Origin of the sequence: Thermodesulfitimonas autotrophica (assembly GCF_003815015.1) — a bacterium.
Lineage (GTDB): Bacteria > Bacillota > Desulfotomaculia > Desulfotomaculales > Ammonificaceae > Thermodesulfitimonas > Thermodesulfitimonas autotrophica.
On the sequence record NZ_RKRE01000001.1, the window covers coordinates 400,101 to 415,950 of the forward strand.

General features: G+C 61.2%; 17 protein-coding genes and 1 tRNA gene. 1 reads left to right on the top strand and 17 read right to left on the bottom strand.

Annotation, left to right across the window (positions count from 1 at the left end):
* Window positions 1–69: 69 nt before the first annotated feature.
* The 17 genes from EDD75_RS02020 to EDD75_RS02100 all read right to left on the bottom strand — a co-directional run bounded on the left by EDD75_RS02020 (window position 70) and on the right by EDD75_RS02100 (window position 15,197).
* Complete coding sequence (locus EDD75_RS02020) at window positions 70–270, bottom strand: hypothetical protein (protein WP_123927299.1); 201 nt, start codon at window positions 268–270, stop codon at window positions 70–72.
* A gap of 13 nt (window positions 271–283) precedes the next feature.
* Window positions 284–592: a hypothetical protein gene (locus tag EDD75_RS02025; RefSeq protein ID WP_123927301.1), complete on the bottom strand. Its 309-nt coding sequence runs from the start codon at window positions 590–592 to the stop codon at window positions 284–286.
* A gap of 85 nt (window positions 593–677) precedes the next feature.
* Window positions 678–977 (bottom strand): hypothetical protein, encoded by a 300-nt coding sequence (locus tag EDD75_RS02030; RefSeq protein ID WP_123927304.1) that lies wholly within the window; start codon window positions 975–977, stop codon window positions 678–680.
* A 37-nt stretch (window positions 978–1,014) separates the two neighbouring features.
* Window positions 1,015–1,090: transfer RNA gene (locus EDD75_RS02035), tRNA-Trp, on the bottom strand.
* 10 nt (window positions 1,091–1,100) lie between these two features.
* Window positions 1,101–1,286, bottom strand: a complete 186-nt coding sequence (locus EDD75_RS02040; RefSeq protein ID WP_123927307.1) for a hypothetical protein — start codon at window positions 1,284–1,286, stop codon at window positions 1,101–1,103.
* A 320-nt stretch (window positions 1,287–1,606) separates the two neighbouring features.
* The gene (locus EDD75_RS02045; RefSeq protein ID WP_123927309.1) at window positions 1,607–2,425 is read right to left on the bottom strand and encodes a prohibitin family protein; all 819 of its coding nucleotides are present in this window, start codon (window positions 2,423–2,425) and stop codon (window positions 1,607–1,609) included.
* 429 nt (window positions 2,426–2,854) lie between these two features.
* Entirely contained in the window at window positions 2,855–4,603 is a 1,749-nt protein-coding gene (locus EDD75_RS02050) for a zinc ribbon domain-containing protein (RefSeq protein WP_170157671.1), read from the bottom strand.
* Between the two features lie 88 nt (window positions 4,604–4,691).
* Window positions 4,692–5,069: a hypothetical protein gene (locus tag EDD75_RS02055; RefSeq protein WP_123927315.1), complete on the bottom strand. Its 378-nt coding sequence runs from the start codon at window positions 5,067–5,069 to the stop codon at window positions 4,692–4,694.
* 26 nt (window positions 5,070–5,095) lie between these two features.
* The gene (locus EDD75_RS02060) at window positions 5,096–5,320 is read right to left on the bottom strand and encodes a hypothetical protein (protein WP_123927317.1); all 225 of its coding nucleotides are present in this window, start codon (window positions 5,318–5,320) and stop codon (window positions 5,096–5,098) included.
* A 249-nt stretch (window positions 5,321–5,569) separates the two neighbouring features.
* On the bottom strand, window positions 5,570–7,078 hold the full coding sequence (locus EDD75_RS11330) for a peptidoglycan DD-metalloendopeptidase family protein (RefSeq protein ID WP_245963024.1): 1,509 nt from the start codon (window positions 7,076–7,078) through the stop codon (window positions 5,570–5,572).
* Window positions 7,079–7,744: 666 nt separating this feature from the next.
* Window positions 7,745–8,596, bottom strand: a complete 852-nt coding sequence (locus EDD75_RS02070; protein ID WP_123927323.1) for a dimerization domain-containing protein — start codon at window positions 8,594–8,596, stop codon at window positions 7,745–7,747.
* Between the two features lie 202 nt (window positions 8,597–8,798).
* On the bottom strand, window positions 8,799–10,841 hold the full coding sequence (locus tag EDD75_RS02075; protein ID WP_123927326.1) for a hypothetical protein: 2,043 nt from the start codon (window positions 10,839–10,841) through the stop codon (window positions 8,799–8,801).
* Window positions 10,842–11,214: 373 nt separating this feature from the next.
* Window positions 11,215–13,131 (bottom strand): VirB4 family type IV secretion system protein, encoded by a 1,917-nt coding sequence (locus tag EDD75_RS02080; RefSeq protein WP_123927329.1) that lies wholly within the window; start codon window positions 13,129–13,131, stop codon window positions 11,215–11,217.
* Entirely contained in the window at window positions 13,124–13,918 is a 795-nt protein-coding gene (locus EDD75_RS02085) for a TraC-like domain-containing protein (RefSeq protein ID WP_123927332.1), read from the bottom strand. The genes EDD75_RS02080 and EDD75_RS02085 overlap by 8 nt, the downstream gene beginning before the upstream one ends.
* 2 nt (window positions 13,919–13,920) lie before the next feature.
* Window positions 13,921–14,226, bottom strand: coding sequence for a PrgI family mobile element protein (locus EDD75_RS02090; RefSeq protein ID WP_123927334.1), 306 nt, complete (start codon window positions 14,224–14,226; stop codon window positions 13,921–13,923).
* A gap of 13 nt (window positions 14,227–14,239) precedes the next feature.
* Window positions 14,240–14,614, bottom strand: coding sequence for a TrbC/VirB2 family protein (locus tag EDD75_RS02095; protein WP_123927337.1), 375 nt, complete (start codon window positions 14,612–14,614; stop codon window positions 14,240–14,242).
* A gap of 25 nt (window positions 14,615–14,639) precedes the next feature.
* Window positions 14,640–15,197, bottom strand: a complete 558-nt coding sequence (locus EDD75_RS02100) for a 3D domain-containing protein (RefSeq protein WP_245963025.1) — start codon at window positions 15,195–15,197, stop codon at window positions 14,640–14,642.
* Between the two features lie 173 nt (window positions 15,198–15,370).
* Here EDD75_RS02100 and EDD75_RS02105 point away from each other — a divergent pair, with 173 nt between their 5' ends.
* Window positions 15,371–15,730, top strand: coding sequence for a hypothetical protein (locus EDD75_RS02105; protein WP_123927343.1), 360 nt, complete (start codon window positions 15,371–15,373; stop codon window positions 15,728–15,730).
* Window positions 15,731–15,850: the final 120 nt, after the last annotated feature.

Genomic DNA, 15,850 nt, shown 5'->3' on the forward strand with positions numbered 1-15,850 from the left:
ACACCTCCTGAAAAACAAAAACCGGCGTTGCGCCGGAGTTTGCATTCTTCGTATAACAACTACAGCACTTCAGTCCCGCCGATCATTGCGCTCTTGAGACACCGACAGCTTAGTGAATTCCAGCCGGTTGCTTACTTCCCGAAGCACCTCTCTCGCCTCGCATATAAGTAGCCCCTCTTCGGCCAGCAGATCCATCACTTTGGCCGCCACCCTATTGATGTCCGGCCAGCAAAGCTCTAAATGTTGGCGCAGGAATTCAGAAGTGTCCAAGTTTATCCCTCCCCTAATTAACTCTCAAAGCAAAAGCCGCAGCAATTCCTGTTGCAACGCCCACCGCCACCATCGCGGCGCGCACAGACACAGATTCCCCGGAGCACCACAGCCGCGCCCAGAGCGCGACGGTGGCCGCGCCGGAAGCCGCCTTAGCGGCAAAACACCCCTCTGCCGCCGCCAGTACGGCACAGGCCCATCCCGTCGCGGCAGCCGCGAGGAAATCCACCAGCGCCCGCGGCACACGTTGGATAGCGGATGCCGCACCTACACAGATGCTGGCGAACACACTGCATCCGACAGTGAAGCCTGGATCAAACAAAGTCATCACCTCTTATTTTCTTACTCTTTAAGAAGGATCTTCGCGGATCGTCCAGAGTTCGTTCGCGCGAAAGTCGCTTCGCTTATTAGACATCAGCCATTACTGTATTGAAACCTTTTTTTAAGCACCGATCCCCTTTGCTCCCTTTGATCACGAACATCCTGTACAGGCGATTCCCCCACCCGCGAAAAAGGTACTTCTCGAACAGAGGGCTCCTTTCCAGAGCGTTAAGTATCTGCCTCTCTGTCTGCCAACTTCGGTGCGGGATGCCCGCGTATTCCGCTATTTCGTGGAGCAAGTAGGAATCGCCAAAAGCTACCGAGTCCATCCCCTGAGACTCAAGATATTCCTTTGCGAACTCTCCAATGGTCTTCCGTTTGGCCATTTCAGATACTCCTGTTCAGGATGAATTTTTGAAAATTTGGCGGCGGCGGGCGGGACTCGAACCCGCGTCGCCGGTTTTGGAGACCGGAATTCTCGCCGCTGAACTACCGCCCCGCCTGTCAATCTAGCTTTCGCACCGCGTTCCCCACGGCACGACTACCACTTCGGCGTCCGTCAGCACCAGGACGTTCCGCGGCCCCCGCCCGTAGCCGACAACCAGGACAACGCCACAACGCTCCCGCCACTTCAGGTCCGGGAGGCGGTTTGTCCTTGCGTAGTAGATGCGGACGCGATCTCCTGACTTAAGCATGCCACCTACCGCCTAATAGACCACAAATTCGCGGGGCGGCCCCAAGGCCTCTGCGGCTCCGCGCGGTTCAGGGACTATCGACGTGCCCCCAGCCGCCATACCCTGGGACGCAAAAAGCCGGCTTAGTAGAATATCACCCGCGCCCAAAAAGTAGGACGCAGGGTCCCACGACAGACGTGGGGAACCGGTTTTACCCTTCGTTCCCGCAGGTTACCGGTATCAAGAAACCTTGCGGGAAGGGTCGAGCGGCCTCTTCTCGACCTCGCCCGTGCGTCTACTCTTCCGCCAGCCGCCCTGTGTTTGTTAACAACGATTCGCCGTCAACGCCCCTGAGCCTGGGACAGCGCCCGCAGGTCGACGAAAGGCATGGCCCCGCCCGTGACCTGCGGCAGACGCCCGTCCCACTTCTCGACCGCCATCTTTTGGACTTCGATCTCGCGCAGCCGCAAAAGCTCCGGCGTCACCTGCTGGCGCTGGATCCGCAGGGCCTCCGCTTCGGCTTTCGCCTGCGTCACCTTCTGCTCGGCCTCGATCTTGATGCGCTCCAGGTCGCGCCTGGCCTTGAGCGCCCGCTGCTCGGCCGCCAGCTTCTCTTCGACGGCCTCGTTGAACTTCGCGCTGAAGTCAAAGTTAACGATGTTGAACCCGTCGACCCTGATCCCGTAAGGCGCCAGCCGGTCGGCTAAAAGGACTTGAACCTCGGAACTGACTTCCCGTCTGCGGGTGATAAGCTCCTCCGCCGTGTACTTCGCGGTGACAGCCTTGACGCTCTCCTGCACCGCCGGGGCGATCACTGTTTCCGGATAACTCATGCCCACGCGCTCGTAGAGCCGCGCCGCCGCGTCCGGCCGCACGTGGTAGTTGACCGCGATCCGCGAGGTAACGGTCTGCAGGTCGCGGCTGGCCGCCGCCGCGTCCGCCTCCGCTTTCTGAACCCGAACGTCCACCAGGGCGACCTTCTGAACCAGCGGGGCGCGCAGGTGGAAGCCTTCTCCGAGGCTTCCTTTGACGGCACCGAACTGAAGCAGAACGCCCACATGCCCCGCCGGGACTATGGCCCAAAAGCGAAAGACGGTGAGCAGGAGCAATAACCCGACCAACCCAGCTACAATCTTAAACTGCCCGACATGCTTTCCCAAAGAAACGTCTCCTTTCTTGCAAGTTTCGTCTGGAAGGCTTTCCCGGGGACTTCTTTTTTCTTTTTCTAAAACTGTTTCTACCGCCAGAAACCGCTTCGATTTTTGAGCTGAGTAGTAAAAGCTGCCGGCTGCGGCAGCGCCCGCAAGTCTCAGTATTGACCACTCTGAACTGTCTCAGAGTTAAAGCTCCTGAGCTGAGCACTGCAACCTAGTTAACCAGCTGCAAAACCTCGCCCCCGCGGCCTGTCTCAGAAACAAAGCTCCTGAGCTGAGCATTGCAACCTGGGACGTCGCCATTGGTTCGCAGTAATGTCGCCATGTCTCAGAAACAAAGCTCCTGAGCTGAGCATTGCAACGACGGTAGGGCCAGCCTGCCGCAAGTATTTCCAGCCAACCCCGCCGCCAAGTTTTTCGAAAATCCGCTCTCTGTTACGAATCGGCACTCTCTTTCGAAAAGTACCGTTCGAGTAAATTAACACAAGCATTATAATCCTGGTCCCATAACTCCCCACACTTCGGGCAGCGGTGCCATATCTCCCTCGCGGCGTCGAACTTTTCCACGTACCCGCAGGCGTGGCACCGCAGGGTTGTAAAGGCGGCAGGCTGCAAAGATACGCTTACCCCCTCCCTGGCGCAGGCGTTCACAATGCACAGCCGGAGCTCCGAAGGCGCAACAATGAACCGCTGGTAGTCCGGCGGGATCGAACCCTGCGTCCCCTCCTCCGGCGGGGGAGTTTTAACCACCTTCCGCAGGTCGAAGTCCTCCAAGACTACCACGCCGTACTTGTCAGCTAACTGACTGGCAAAAATGCGGTAGATTTCCCGCCGATGACGCAGGATTTGGTCTCTTAAATGACTCTGCCAGTCGTAGAGGTGGTCCTCTCGCTGTTGCCAGTCAGAGAGCCAGTTGAGGATGCCCTTGTCACCAGGGAAGCAGTTCTTTTTCCACCGCCCGAGCAGGGACACCAGCCTGCCGGGAGAGCGCCACTCTTTCAAACTCCTGCATTCCTCCAGCAGCCACTCCGGCATTCCCTGCGCCTTTTTCAGAAACTCCACCAGGATCTTCTTCGCCTCGTTGAAGTGAGTGTCACGCAGGGACTGCAATTCTTTTAACCGCAAGAACTCCCGGTAGAGGCGGTCCGGGATGATTACCTCTCCGTGATTGCCGTGGTCGTCAAGCCAGACGGCAACCCTGATACCGCTTTCGACCCTGCGCCAGCCGACGTCCACCGCCACCACCCCGTCTAACAGAGGCTCTTCCTTTATTGCATTTGGGAACAACTGCACCGTGAACACTGCCTTGTACCGGAAGTGCCGCCCCACACGTTCCCGCACCACCGAGACTTGACGAACAACACCCCCTTCCGGCAGGGGCCGGTGCATGACCATCGGCAGGACCGCCCAGACGGGATTGCCGTCGGCGTCCGTACCCACCCGGAAGTGCAGCACCGTGCGGGCCTTCCTCCGCCGCTCCGCGCGCACCGGAGAGGTCCACGCCTCCGGCGGCACGGGCCGCATCCAGCAGACGGAGTTCGGGATAAAGATGTTTCCCACCGGCATCCCCCACGGGCCCGCAGAACCTCTCTCCCGCAGCCGGACCGTGGCCTTGCCCGTCCCGTCAAACCGGTGAAACCTCAGTTCCGCTTTTTGTCCCTCGGAACGGCTTCTAACAAGGCGCTTCCTGGCATTCTCATACTCGACTCGCTCCTCGTCCCGGTTGGGCCACCAGAGCACCCGCTTGAACTCGTCGTCCACCCGCTGGACGGCCTGCCTCCGCTCCTCCTCCAGCTGCTCCAGCTCTTCTCTCACGCCGTCGAGGGCGCCCTTCCTAGCCTCTTTGTATTGGGCCTTCAACCGGGCCAGGCAGCCCTTGAACCTGTTAAGATCCTCCAGCATCCGAGCGGACAGGGCAACGCTACCTTGCCGGTGCAGCTTGCGCTCTCTCTTGATCTCCTCCCGGAGGGAACCTATTAGGTTGCTTACAAACTCTATCTCCTTCTCCAGTACACCCAGGCTGGCTAACTCAGAGGCCCTGGCGTAAACTTCCCGCCTTTTCCTGTCAAGCTCTCTTTCTGTTTCAATCAGTTTATTCCACAGGTCACTGCGGGCGCGAAGAACGCCGACTATAGCCTCCTCCCCCGAGACCGGGGCAAGACAACCGTATTCGTAGACACGCACAACTCCTTCAGATTTTAGACCAAAAGGCATCCGGCAAGTTCCTCCTTTTGAAGCATCAAAAAAAACAAAAGGCGCACGCGCGTGCGCCTCATTGAGTTAGCCCCTTCAGGAACCCTATGACCTTTTCTCCGTGGAACACGAGGATGTACATGACGATCAGCCCTGCCAGGACGCCGAAGCCCGCCTTTAGAAAAGATTTGGTCAGGCTGGCCACGGCAAAACCGATCAGGATGAGGATGGCCGCCGCGATGAACGAGACGGGGATCAGGTTCTTCGCCATCCCCTTGCCCACGTGGGCGACGTTGTTCCCGATCTTGTCGAAGGACTTCACCACCTCATCCGGAGAAATCGGCTTGACGTCGATCCCGGTCTGCTGCTGGGAAGGCGGATTTGAAGGCGCATCCGCAGCCCGGGCGGGAACCGCGAAGAGAAACAGGCAGAGCAGGAGAAGAGCCAAGGTTCGCACGGAAAGCACCCCCTTTATCCGAGAAATCAGCCGCCCTGGTTGATTTTCTCCGCCGTTTTATAGGCGTCGTATATCGCGTAGATCCACACGACGGGTAGCAGGACGAAGCCGACCACCACGGCGCAGAGAAGCCAGGAAAGTATTTCAGCGACCATGAGGCCGATCCCCTTGCCGATTTGGCCGTTGTATATCTGGCCAAGGCCGGCGATGAAGAAAGACAATACGGCAGCCAAGCCCGGGTTTTTCTGCAAGCTAACTCTCTCCTTCCTTTTTTGTGTTTTCGGCAACAAGGTTAGCGGGCACCAGAAGTGCGGGGCTTGCCTCGGAACAGCAACACGTGCCGTCGGAGGCCAGCACCGTGTTGCAATTCCGACAGAAAACGGACAGCCCCACCGCGAGGGCGCCGACCCGCACCGGCGTCTCTCCCCGCAGAAGGCCGTTCGCGCGGTAGGGTTTTAAGTCGTCGGAAGCCGCAACGGCAGACCAGAACTCGGAAGCCGTTATGACGCACCACTCCTTTCTAAAAAGTCCTGTGGATCCACGTACTCCCCGTCGACGATCACCTCGAAGTGCAGGTGCGGGCCGGTGCTCCTCCCCGTGGAGCCCATGAGGCCGATGACATCTCCTCCCTTCACCTCCTGGCCGGGCTTCACCAGGATCTCCTTCAAGTGGGCGTAGGCAGTTCTGAAGGAACCGTGGTCGATCACGACCCTCTTCCCGTAGCCGCCCGCCCAGCCGGTCCAGATCACGATCCCGTCCGCGGCGGACGCCACCGGGGTTCCCTCCTGGTTCGCGATGTCTACTCCCGAGTGGAACCGCTTCGTCCCTGTGAAGGGGTCGGCCCGGTAGCCGAAGGGGGAAGTTATCCTCCCGGAGCACGGCCAGCTGACTTTGCCCGGGGCCCCCGTGAAGTGGACGTCGGGCAAATTGAGATCGTAGGGGGAGTTGAAGCCCTGGACGTCCGCTCTAAAGGTGTCGTCCAGGTTCATCGCGAGCTGGAGGACGAACTCCACGTTGGAGTCCTTGACCAGCCCGTAGGAGTTGAGTGTCTTCTTCACCCTGTCGTAGAGGGGGCCCCTCTTGGCGACCTTCACGCACCGGGGGACGATCACCTTTAAATAGGAGTGCTCCGACTTCTCCTCGATGACCTTCGGCTCCCAGACGTAGGTGAAGTCCGCTTCGTAGGTGTTGACGTGCTTGAGGAGCCTGATTTTCTTGGTGTAGGTCTCGGAGTGGCTCTCCCATCCGTCCTTGGTCTCTACCTCCCACCAGTGGTAGTAGTAGAGCTCGAACTCCTCCCACTCGATGTCCCTGGGTTCGAGTTCTTTAAAGCGCTTCTCGGGGTCGGGCTTCCTCCCCCTCGTGCCCTGCTCGTCCTCCATCCCGTGCGCCCCGTGGACGACGGGATCGCCCAAAACCTTATCCATCGAGGCCATCAGCGCCCAGTGAACGCGATGGGGCCTGAGCATGTCCTTTTCGGAGACCACCTCGGGGTAGGAGCCCCACACGGAGCCCACCGTCGCCTCGGAGGAAGCCGTGTCCCCGGAGGCGGAGTCGACCTTCTCCTGGAAGAGGTCGGCCCTCCCCTGGAACTGGTTGAACCAGTCGGAGTCGAGCTTCAGGTATTTCAGAAAGAGCTTCTCGTCTTTGGCGAAGGGCCAGCCCGTGTCGCTCTCGCCCCAGGCGAAGATCGCAGGGTTGTTGCTCTTTTTGCCCTTCCCGAAGAGCCTGACGGTGACGGTCCTCCTGCCCCACTGGAGGGCCTCGTCCACGTCGTCGAAGAAGAGGTCGATCCGGTTGCCCTTTATGGCTCCCCCGGTGTCCTCGGCGACCCCGTAACCGTAGCCGGGAATGTACATCTTCGTCCCCAGGGGGATCACGGAGGGGTCGACCGCCACGGTGCCGTGGTGCGCGCGGGTCCCGGTCGCGGTTATCCCGTAGCCGGGGTCCCCCGGTCTCTTCCCGGTGGACTCGTAACCTGCGGTGTAGCCCGTGGCCTCGACGACCATAGTCCCCTCGCTACCGGGGGCTCCCCCTTCGGTTATATACCGGGGCAACATGAAGACGGAGAAGTAGAGGAAGCCGAAGATGAAAAGGGCAATGAGGATCGGGATAACGAAGGGAGCGAGGACCGCAGCCAGCCAGGCGAAGAACCTCAGCAGAAGGCGCCTGAAGAGTTGCTTTCCCAGGTGCCTCGCGAAGCGAACCGCGAAGGCCAGACCCTGGGATAATAGCCGCTGGAGGATGTTTTCCTCGTCCGTTAGGCATCACCGCCTTTGAATCAGAGTTGAAATGCCGGCCGCGAACGTCTCAACAGTTAAGGCTCCTGAGCTGAGCATTGGAACTCTTCAGTAAAGTGCAGTGCGCTTACCGCTCATGGTGTCTCAGAAACAAAGCCCCTGAGCTGGGCACTGCGACGGCGCGCCCAGGAGGGCGAGGAAGTAGCTTATCGCCTTGTCTCAGAAACAAAGCCCCTGAGCCGGGCACTGCAACTTACCCTCCGCAGCGCCGCCAGCAGCCCGCTCGCGGTCTCAGAAACAAAGCCCCTGAGCTGGGCACTGCGACCGACAGCGGAGCCGGCCTGCCGCAAGCTTTTTCGGCCTGCTTAACGGGTCGATTTTTTGAAAACCTGTTCCTCCCGCAAACCGGCTTTCTTTTTCGGGAAATGTCGCGTTTTAGTACCCTTTCGCCGCCGCGAAGGCCAGGCGCAATTCTATGTTCAGCGTGCCGTCGTCTTTCCCGCGCTTACCCGTCCGGATGCGGCTCCGCAGTTCTTTCGCAGAGCGCGAAAGAACAACCTTCTTTTCTTTCTGGACGGGCGCCCAGGCCAGGGCTTCTTCTTCGGTGTGCCGCCAGCGCCCAATTGTCTTTGAGAAGAGCTCCTCAAACTTGAACCTGGCCTGCTCGACCATCTTCCTGACGGCGGCCACGGTCTGATGCACGCCCACGAAGAACGCCTCTTTCACCGCCTGGAGGGCCAGCCCCTTGATCACTTCCCGGCTGGCGGTCTTGAAGACCCGCGCCAGCTCGAAGATGCTCGGGCCGGGAACCCCCACGGCGGCCGCCTGCTCAACCTTTTTCTCGGCGGACAGAATGCGCTTGACCACGGTGAGGTTCGTTCTGTCGGCTTTGGGGGTGTGGGGACCCGGAGGGAAAACAGGGACCGGCGCGGGGAACATCCCGGTGGCAACGAAGCTCTTCACGGGGTCGCCGCCTTCTTTTCTGAACTCGCGGGCCGCGTCGCAGACGGCGCGCGCGATTTCCGGGTGCTGCAGGACCCGCCGCACTTCGAGGTGGTAGGCGCTGTCTTCACGGGGCTTGCCGGGACCCCGCTCGCCCCTCTTCCGGTTGGGGCCGATGCCCTGCTCCCGCCGCAGCCGGATGACGGTCCACCGCGAGGTGCCCAAATTTTCGGCCACGGCCTCGTCGGTGAGACCCTGCTCGCAGAGCGTCTTGAAGAGCTTCAGGTCGACGTTCGCCCGGGGGCGCCCTCTTTTTTGCACATTTTTTTCGCCGTTCGGACCCATGCTCTTCCCCCTCACGTCTCAGAAACAAAGCTTCTGAGCCAAACACCGGACATTAACAACGCCGGATTAAAATCCCTGTTACACCCGATTATATACCTTCAGTTTCAGACTGTCAACAAGTATTTTGAGGAGTTTATAACGTAACTACAAGATTGCTGCCTGGAAACACAAACGGCCCCGCTTCTGAGCAGGGCCGTTGCCGTCAGCGCCAGCGGGTTTCGAGGCCGCCGGACGTTTTGATCCCCTGGAGCTTCGCCAGTTGCTTGAAAGCGGGATCCGACTGGAGCTTCTTCTCCAGTTCCGCAACCCGGAGCCGCTGCGCGGCGTACTGCGCCTCCGTCGACTGGAGGTTTTTTATCGATTCCTGGTACTGCTGCTTTCCGCTCTCTATCGCCGTCTCCTGCCTGGAGTAAGCCCTCTCCGCCTGATCGTAGGAACGGTAGCTCTCCGCCATCTGCTCGACGGCCTCGCGGCGCCTCCACACCGGAGATTCCTCGACGGCCTGCGCGGCCTCCAGGAACTCCTGCTCTTTGACCGCCCGCTGCGCGTCGAGTTCCTCCAGCTGCGCTTCCATCTCGCGCAGGTTCACGGACTGGGGGCCCCACAGGTTCTTCGCGTAGTCGTGCGAAGCCCGGGCCGCCTCCACGTCGGGACGCATCTCCTGGAGGGAAGACCGCGAGGACTCCAGTTCCCGCTGCAGCGACGCGAAGCTCTCCCTGGCGGCGCGCGCTTCCGCCGCTTTTTCGGGATTGACCCTCCCGGCCAGCCAGGAGCCCCCGGCCATCGCCGCGCCCGCGGTCCTCCCGAGTATGTTGTCGCCCAGCATCCTCTGCCCCGCGTGGAACGCCATCTGGGGGTCGTAAAGGCTCAACCCTTCCAGCGCGCCGGAGAAGCCCTGCTCTTTCACATTCCCCGCGAACGAGGAGAGGCTCTTCCCGGCGTCGTAGAGGGTTCCCCCCGCGCCCGCCGCCAGGTCCGCGCCCTTCGCGCCCAAAAACGCCCCCGCCATGAGCCCCGCGCCGGGACCCATTCCCGCCGCGCCGGTCACCATGCTCCCCGCCACGGCGCCGACGGAACCGAGCGCGAAAGCGCCGACACCTTTTAGAGCGCCCCCGACGAACTGGGACGGAAGCGAAGCGAGCGAGCCCGCACCGCGCGAAGATGTTCCGAGCATCCGGCCCATTGCTAAAAGCGTGCCCAGGCCCAGCACCGCTCCTGCGCCGCCCAGGAACCCGGAACCTATCGACTCGGCGCCGATCACCCTCCGGACCAAAGAGGCCATCCCCGGAAGGGCCACCAGGGCGGCCAGCTTTACCCAGAACTCGGTTGGATCGCCAGCGAGCATAGCACCGGCAGCAAGCTGGTTGTTTGATGCGTGAATAAGAAGAACGAGAAAGCTAAAAACCGCCGCATGGCCCGTTTGGAGAAAGATGTTGGACAGAAGCTCTCTGAGCCAGATACCCAGAGCCCTCCGGTTCCCTGGCGGGATGGAGACGACGGCCACAAGGGGTAAGAGGCCGAGCAAAAGCCCAATACACACCTTCCGCATGGTGTACTGCCAGTTGAGCACGCCCACGGAGAGCACGGCGACGCACGCCAGGATCGCGCTGCCCAGGGATTTGGTCTCCTCGTTGTAGAAGGTGCTCAGGAAGGAGTCGCCCAGCTTGTTCGAGACCATCGCCTCAAAAGCTTTGACCACGGACCAGTTCGCGTCGAAGACGAAGCTCAAAAGCTCGATCCCGTACCTGGCAAGGAAAGCGGCGAGAAGGAAGCCCGTCAGGTACTCCCTCCACGTTAGCTTGCTTGAAGGATTGACCGCGGACCACCACGCCGCCAGCGCGATAATCACCAGGGCGAGCACCAGCCACACGGGAACGTACTGGCTCAGTATCGAGTAGTAGAGGGCGACGACGCCGAACTCGCCCTTCGGTTCGCCGTTCTCGACCGTGCCGGGCCGGAAGACGTGCAGCACCGTCGCGTCCGCCGGGCTGGGTAGATCGGGAATTCGCCAGGGCGGAACTTTCTGGAGCCTGACCTGGAAGATGAGTTCGGCAGGGTCGTAAAGACCGATAACCTTCATGATGTAGTTAGGAATAGCTATCACAAGATTACCCGCGAGCCTTTCAGGCCAGTCGGCCTGCTCCTCGTAAGCTTTTAGACGCTCGTCGAACTTGCTTCCGGGCGAAGCGCTCTCTTTATTCTCGCGAGGGACGGTTTCACGTGTCTCCTCTTTTGTCGTGTCCACCGTTGTTGAAACCTCGGGCGATCCGCCTACTCCCCATCCTTGTACGATGTAAGTGACTTCTGTATTATAGGGCGGGTCTTTATCTGTGTAACTCATTGAGGTTCGCTGGTCTGGCGCATCGAGCGTTGCTATACGTTCTTTCTTTCCGCCCTTCTCTTGACGCCATACTATTACCTGGCCTCGCGGACCAAGGAAATTAGAAACCGCAACTTCCCACGTGAGTTTCACGCACCGCTCGGGTTGGGTTCTAACTTCAGCTTTCAACCCAAATATCTCGGTCACTTGTGGGGTGGTTAATGCCCAGGCAGTGGCCGCTATATAGAGAGCGAAAACCACTACGGTTATGACTGCTATAATAGTAGAAGGTTTAATTTTACCCCGCATTTGGGCCACCCCTTTTCAAGATGTCGTTCGGGTCCGAAGTGAACCAGCGGTACTCTTCGTCCGTGCTCTTCCCGAAGAAGATGGCCGCGTCGTTGTCCGCCCGGATGATGCCCCACCCCTTCGGGGCTTTCAGGAGAAAGCCCGCCTCGCCCTCGGAGAGGTTGAACTTCTCCCTGACGGCCTGGATGTCGATGGGCTCCTGGCGCATGAGGACCTTCGTGCTGGAGTTCTTCAGGATCCCCAGGCCCTGGGGGACCCGCAAGAACACCTCGAACCCCTGCGTCCCGGCACACATGGAGATGTTCCTCTTCCTGGCGCGCCGGAAGCAGTCCTCCAGCCATTTCGCGGTTTCCGGGGTGTCCATCATGGTCTGGGCTTCGTCGACGACGACGCGCTTCTTCGCCCTCCGATCGCGCCCGAACTTCTCCCAGGCCCACTTCGTCGCGATGAAGAGTCCCAGGGGCTTCATTATCTCTTCGTCCAGACCCGCGACGGAGAAGGCGAAGGCGGGGAGGCCCTTCACGTCGAAGTTGGTCTCGCAGTCGAAGATTGCCTGGGCCGCGACCCCGCCCTTCCGCGTGAAGGGCTTGAGAAGCTGCGCGGCCTTCTCCAGCTCCGGCGTCGCCTCCATGAGTCCGTGCAGCTCCGAAAGCGTGGGCATCCGCTTGGGGACCCCGGCGACCCGGAGCCTGTCCCCCTCCCAGGAGGACTCGTAGAGGCTCCCGGGGTCTTCGGTTATGCCCCTCCTGGCGTAGAGCTCCTTGATCTTCTCTTGAACCAGCACTTTAACCTGGCCCGTGAGTACGGACGGGTCGTAGACCCGGATCATCCTGAAGACAACGGCCTGGACGGCCTGCACAGCGCCGTCGAGGTCGACCTTCACCGACCCGTCGTCCTCCTCCACTATGTCCACGTCGAAGATGTTGAGGCGGTGCTTCGATGAGGGATGGAGCCTGATGTACGGGCAGCCCAGACCGACCATTAAATTCTCGTACTCGTGCTCCGGGTCGATGATCGCGGTCCTCACTCCCAGGGGAGTGGACCGGGCCGTTAAGAGTTTGACCAGGAAGGACTTCCCGAAGCCGCTTCGCCCGAAGACGACGATGTTGTAGTTGCCCAGGGAGGGGTGCCAGGAGTCGTACAGCACCAGCCCTCCGGACGGGTCCACCCCCAGGGGCACCCCGGCGCGGTGTCGCAGCCCCCCGATACCGAGAGGCAGTAAGTCCGCAACGTTGCTCGACTCCATGTCGCGGAAGATCCCCTTGACCGGGTGGAGATCGAGGGGTGTCATCTCGAAGAGGGCCTGGAGCTGCCTCGTGTCGGCGGCGCGGAGGTGGATCCCCTTACCGGCGAACCGCTTGACCGCCAGGTTGCACGCCCTCCTGAAAGCGTCGAAGTCGGTCGAGGAGACCGCCACCTGGAGCGAGGCGAAGAAGACCTTCTGGTCGGCGATCCGCACCGCGGCGTACCTCTGTTTCAGCTCCTCGATCTTGGCCTGAATCGCGAGCCTCCTGGCGGAGCTCTTCTCCTCCGCGTGCTCCGCCTCGAGCTGCGCGATCTTGCGCTCCAACTCCCACACGGTCCTGGTGGGGTCCGCCGGGAGAAGGTGCAGCGCCACATCGCAGTCGGCCTCGCCCACGTCCCCCGTGTAGAGGGGGTTGAGCATCCCGGCGAGCGTGCCGCCCGTGGTGAGCGCCGCGTAGAAGACCCTGAAAAATCGCGCGAAGTCGACGGTGGAGCCGATCTCCACCCAGTAGTCCGTGGCCTTACCTTTCAGGGAGGGGACCCCCGGGCCCACTTCCCTGACCACGGAGGGAGCCAGCACGTCCTTCCAGTCCGCCGCCCCGTCGAAAAGCGAAGGCTGCTTCTTGCCGGGAGGAGATTCCTGTTTCCTGCGCTTAAACATCGCTTCCCAACCCCTTTAAGATGACTTCAGGCGTGTTCGAGACGGGAAAGAGCGAGAAGGCGCCGCTGCGGTCGGCGTCCGTGAACGAGGCGAACGGCGCCAAGTCCCTGTTCAAAGTCGCGTAGAGCATCTCCAAAACCTGGCGCCGGTCGAGGACCCGCGCGCCGATCTCGAAGCTCCCGAGCGACCCGGCGATGACCGAGGCGGCCTCGAAGAGCGTGTCCCGCGCGAGCTTGCGAAGTTCTCCCGAAGGGAGCTTCGTTTTTCCCGCTTTCGAGAGCAGGTTCACCAGTTCGTTGAGCGCCGGGTTGTCGGTCTGGACGCCGCCCTCAATCCCGGAAGAGGCCGCGTCCAGCTTGAGGATCGCGTAGAAGCGCCGGTCGCGCAGGTGCTTGCCCTCGGTCTCTTTCTGGAGCCAGTCGCAGAGAGAGCGGGCGTAGCTCCTGATGTGCGGCGGGCACTCGTCCGCCTTCCTCCGGTAGTCCTCCAGGTAGTCGCGCAGGTCGAGGTGGCGCGTCTGCACCAGAAAGGTGCAGGGGACGTTCAGGGAGTTGAGCATAGCCCGCAACCCGGTCCACACGGCCGCCTGCTCCTGGAAGGAGCGCAGCGCCAGGTTGACCGGCTCTATTTCAACGACAAGCCGGTACTTGTCCCCGGGGAGCTCGATCAGCCCGTCGGGGTGGACTTCTTTGAGCTCGAAAAGGTCCTGCGCGGTTTCCTTCTTTTTCGCCGGCCGCAGGAGGACCGCCACGGCCGCGGCGGCTACAAGATAAAACAGCCACTCCAAAGTCATCGCCTCCAGACAAAGGTTTTCCTGCGGAACTTGTAGGCAGCGAGGTTTGCCAGGTACACCGCCAGGTTCATGCCCGTCTTCCCCTCCCTCGCGAAGAGCAAGAGGGCCGTGACGCCCAGGGGCACGAAGTGGTGAACGTGCGCGAAGAAGAAGTTCTTGACCGGCAGCGGGGGGATCAAATGGGCGAGCCTGTAGCTCAGGCCCGCCCCGATCCCCAGAACGAGTAACTGCGTGACGCTCAGCCCCCAGGCGACCTTGGCGGGAGACGCCGGAGGGGTCAAGGGATGGTGCTCACCGTACATGGTTCCATCCCCTTTAAGGCTTGTAGCCCAGGATGCCCATGAAGCCGCCGACGATCTTCTCCGCCGCGAACACGCAGACCATGCAGAGGATGAACCCCGCGGCCAGCTTCTTCACCTGGAGCCACTTGTTCGCGTCCGAGCCGGCGCCCCAGGCCACGATGCCCGCCCAGATCACGAAGACCACCGCCGCGGTCGCGAAGATGCCGCGCACGAACCCGACGATGCCGGAGGCGATGCGGTTGACCTCGCCGGTCAACTGGCCCGCGTCCGGCGTCACGGTGACGGAAGTGGGGTCCGCGAGGGCGACGCCCGCCAGCAGCAGGGAAACCAGAACAAATACCGCCGCCAGGCGCACGCCCCGCGAAATGAGTTTTTTTGTTTTGAGCATAGGGGCAACACTCCTTTGCGTGTTTTTAAGGTTGGGCAACGATGAATACCTGGACTGCGCGGCGCCCCCACGCCAGCGCTTCTCGCTCTTCCGGGAAGAAGAGGTCGATCCGGTTCCCCTTAATAGCCCCACCGGTGTCCAGGGCCACGGCGTATCCGTACCCCGGCACGAACAGCACGGAGCCGAGGGGGATGACGTCCGGGTCGACGGCGCACGCTCCCCGCGCCGCGGGCAGGCCCGACCTGGTTATCCCGTAACCGGGATCCCCCGGTCTCTTCCCGGTGGACTCGTAGCCCGCCGTGTAGCCCGTGGCGACCACCCGCACGACGCGGGACGCGCCGCGGTCAGGCAGTTCGCTCCGGGTGCAGGACACCTTTCGCGGCGCAGGGTCCCCGGGGTCTCTAGGGGGCCCCTCCGAACCTGCCTGGTTCGGAGGTTTCGCTTCCAGAGCCGGAGGCTTCGGATGCTTCGCCTCCAAACCCGGAGGGTTCGGAGGCTTCGCCACCGCGCCGGTCTGCCCGCAGCCGGAGCCAGGCAGCAACGCTCCCGCGCGAAGGAGAAGCGCGACCGTGAGCAGCAGCACGCCAAAGTACCTGAGAGCCAGCAGATCACCCCCTTTTTAAACGGTGTGGCCAAAACCGCTGTCAAGCCCGCGCGGTCGCGTTTGGAACCAACCGCAGGCGATCCCCAAATACCCTTTCCAGACCGCCCCGGGCGTGGTAAAATCAACCCGATACCACTTGGGGAGGCCCGACCGTGGAAAAGGTTTTGCAGCAGATCCTTGAGGAACTGAAAAGCCTGCGCGCAGGCCAGGAAGCCTTGCAAAAAGGCCAGGAAGCCCAGGGCCGGCGGCTGGAACGTCTGGAAAAAGGCCAGGAAACCTTGCGGGCAGAGATAGCGGAACTGCGACTGGGCCAGGAAGACCTTCAGAACCAGATTACCAGGCTGGAGGTCCGGCTCGAGACCGAGGCCTTCGAGAAGATCGGCGCCCTCTTCGACGGGTTCCAGCTCCACCGGGAGATTCTTGAGCGGATCGAGAAGAAGATAGAGGCCCACGACGCGAGACTCGACCTTCAGGAGAATGAGATAACCTTTCTTCGGAGTAGAAAAAAATAGCCTCTCGGTAACGAAGACTCTATAATCTGGCGAGATAGCTTTTCTCTGTCACGGGAAACAGCCATGGCCGGCCCGCACCCCCGCCCGGCCACCCTATCCAAATATGTATTGCGGGTTTTT

Excerpts from the sequence above, each read along its gene's own strand:
- EDD75_RS02030 (WP_123927304.1), bottom strand. The coding sequence starts at position 977 with ATGGCCAAACGGAAGACCATTGGAGAGTTCGCAAAGGAATATCTTGAG.
- EDD75_RS02040 (WP_123927307.1), bottom strand. The coding sequence starts at position 1,286 with ATGCTTAAGTCAGGAGATCGCGTCCGCATCTACTACGCAAGGACAAAC.
- EDD75_RS11330 (WP_245963024.1), bottom strand. The coding sequence starts at position 7,078 with ATGGTCGTCGAGGCCACGGGCTACACCGCAGGTTACGAGTCCACCGGG.
- EDD75_RS02070 (WP_123927323.1), bottom strand. The coding sequence starts at position 8,596 with ATGGGTCCGAACGGCGAAAAAAATGTGCAAAAAAGAGGGCGCCCCCGG.
- EDD75_RS02080 (WP_123927329.1), bottom strand. The coding sequence starts at position 13,131 with ATGTTTAAGCGCAGGAAACAGGAATCTCCTCCCGGCAAGAAGCAGCCT.
- EDD75_RS02090 (WP_123927334.1), bottom strand. The coding sequence starts at position 14,226 with ATGTACGGTGAGCACCATCCCTTGACCCCTCCGGCGTCTCCCGCCAAG.
- EDD75_RS02095 (WP_123927337.1), bottom strand. The coding sequence starts at position 14,614 with ATGCTCAAAACAAAAAAACTCATTTCGCGGGGCGTGCGCCTGGCGGCG.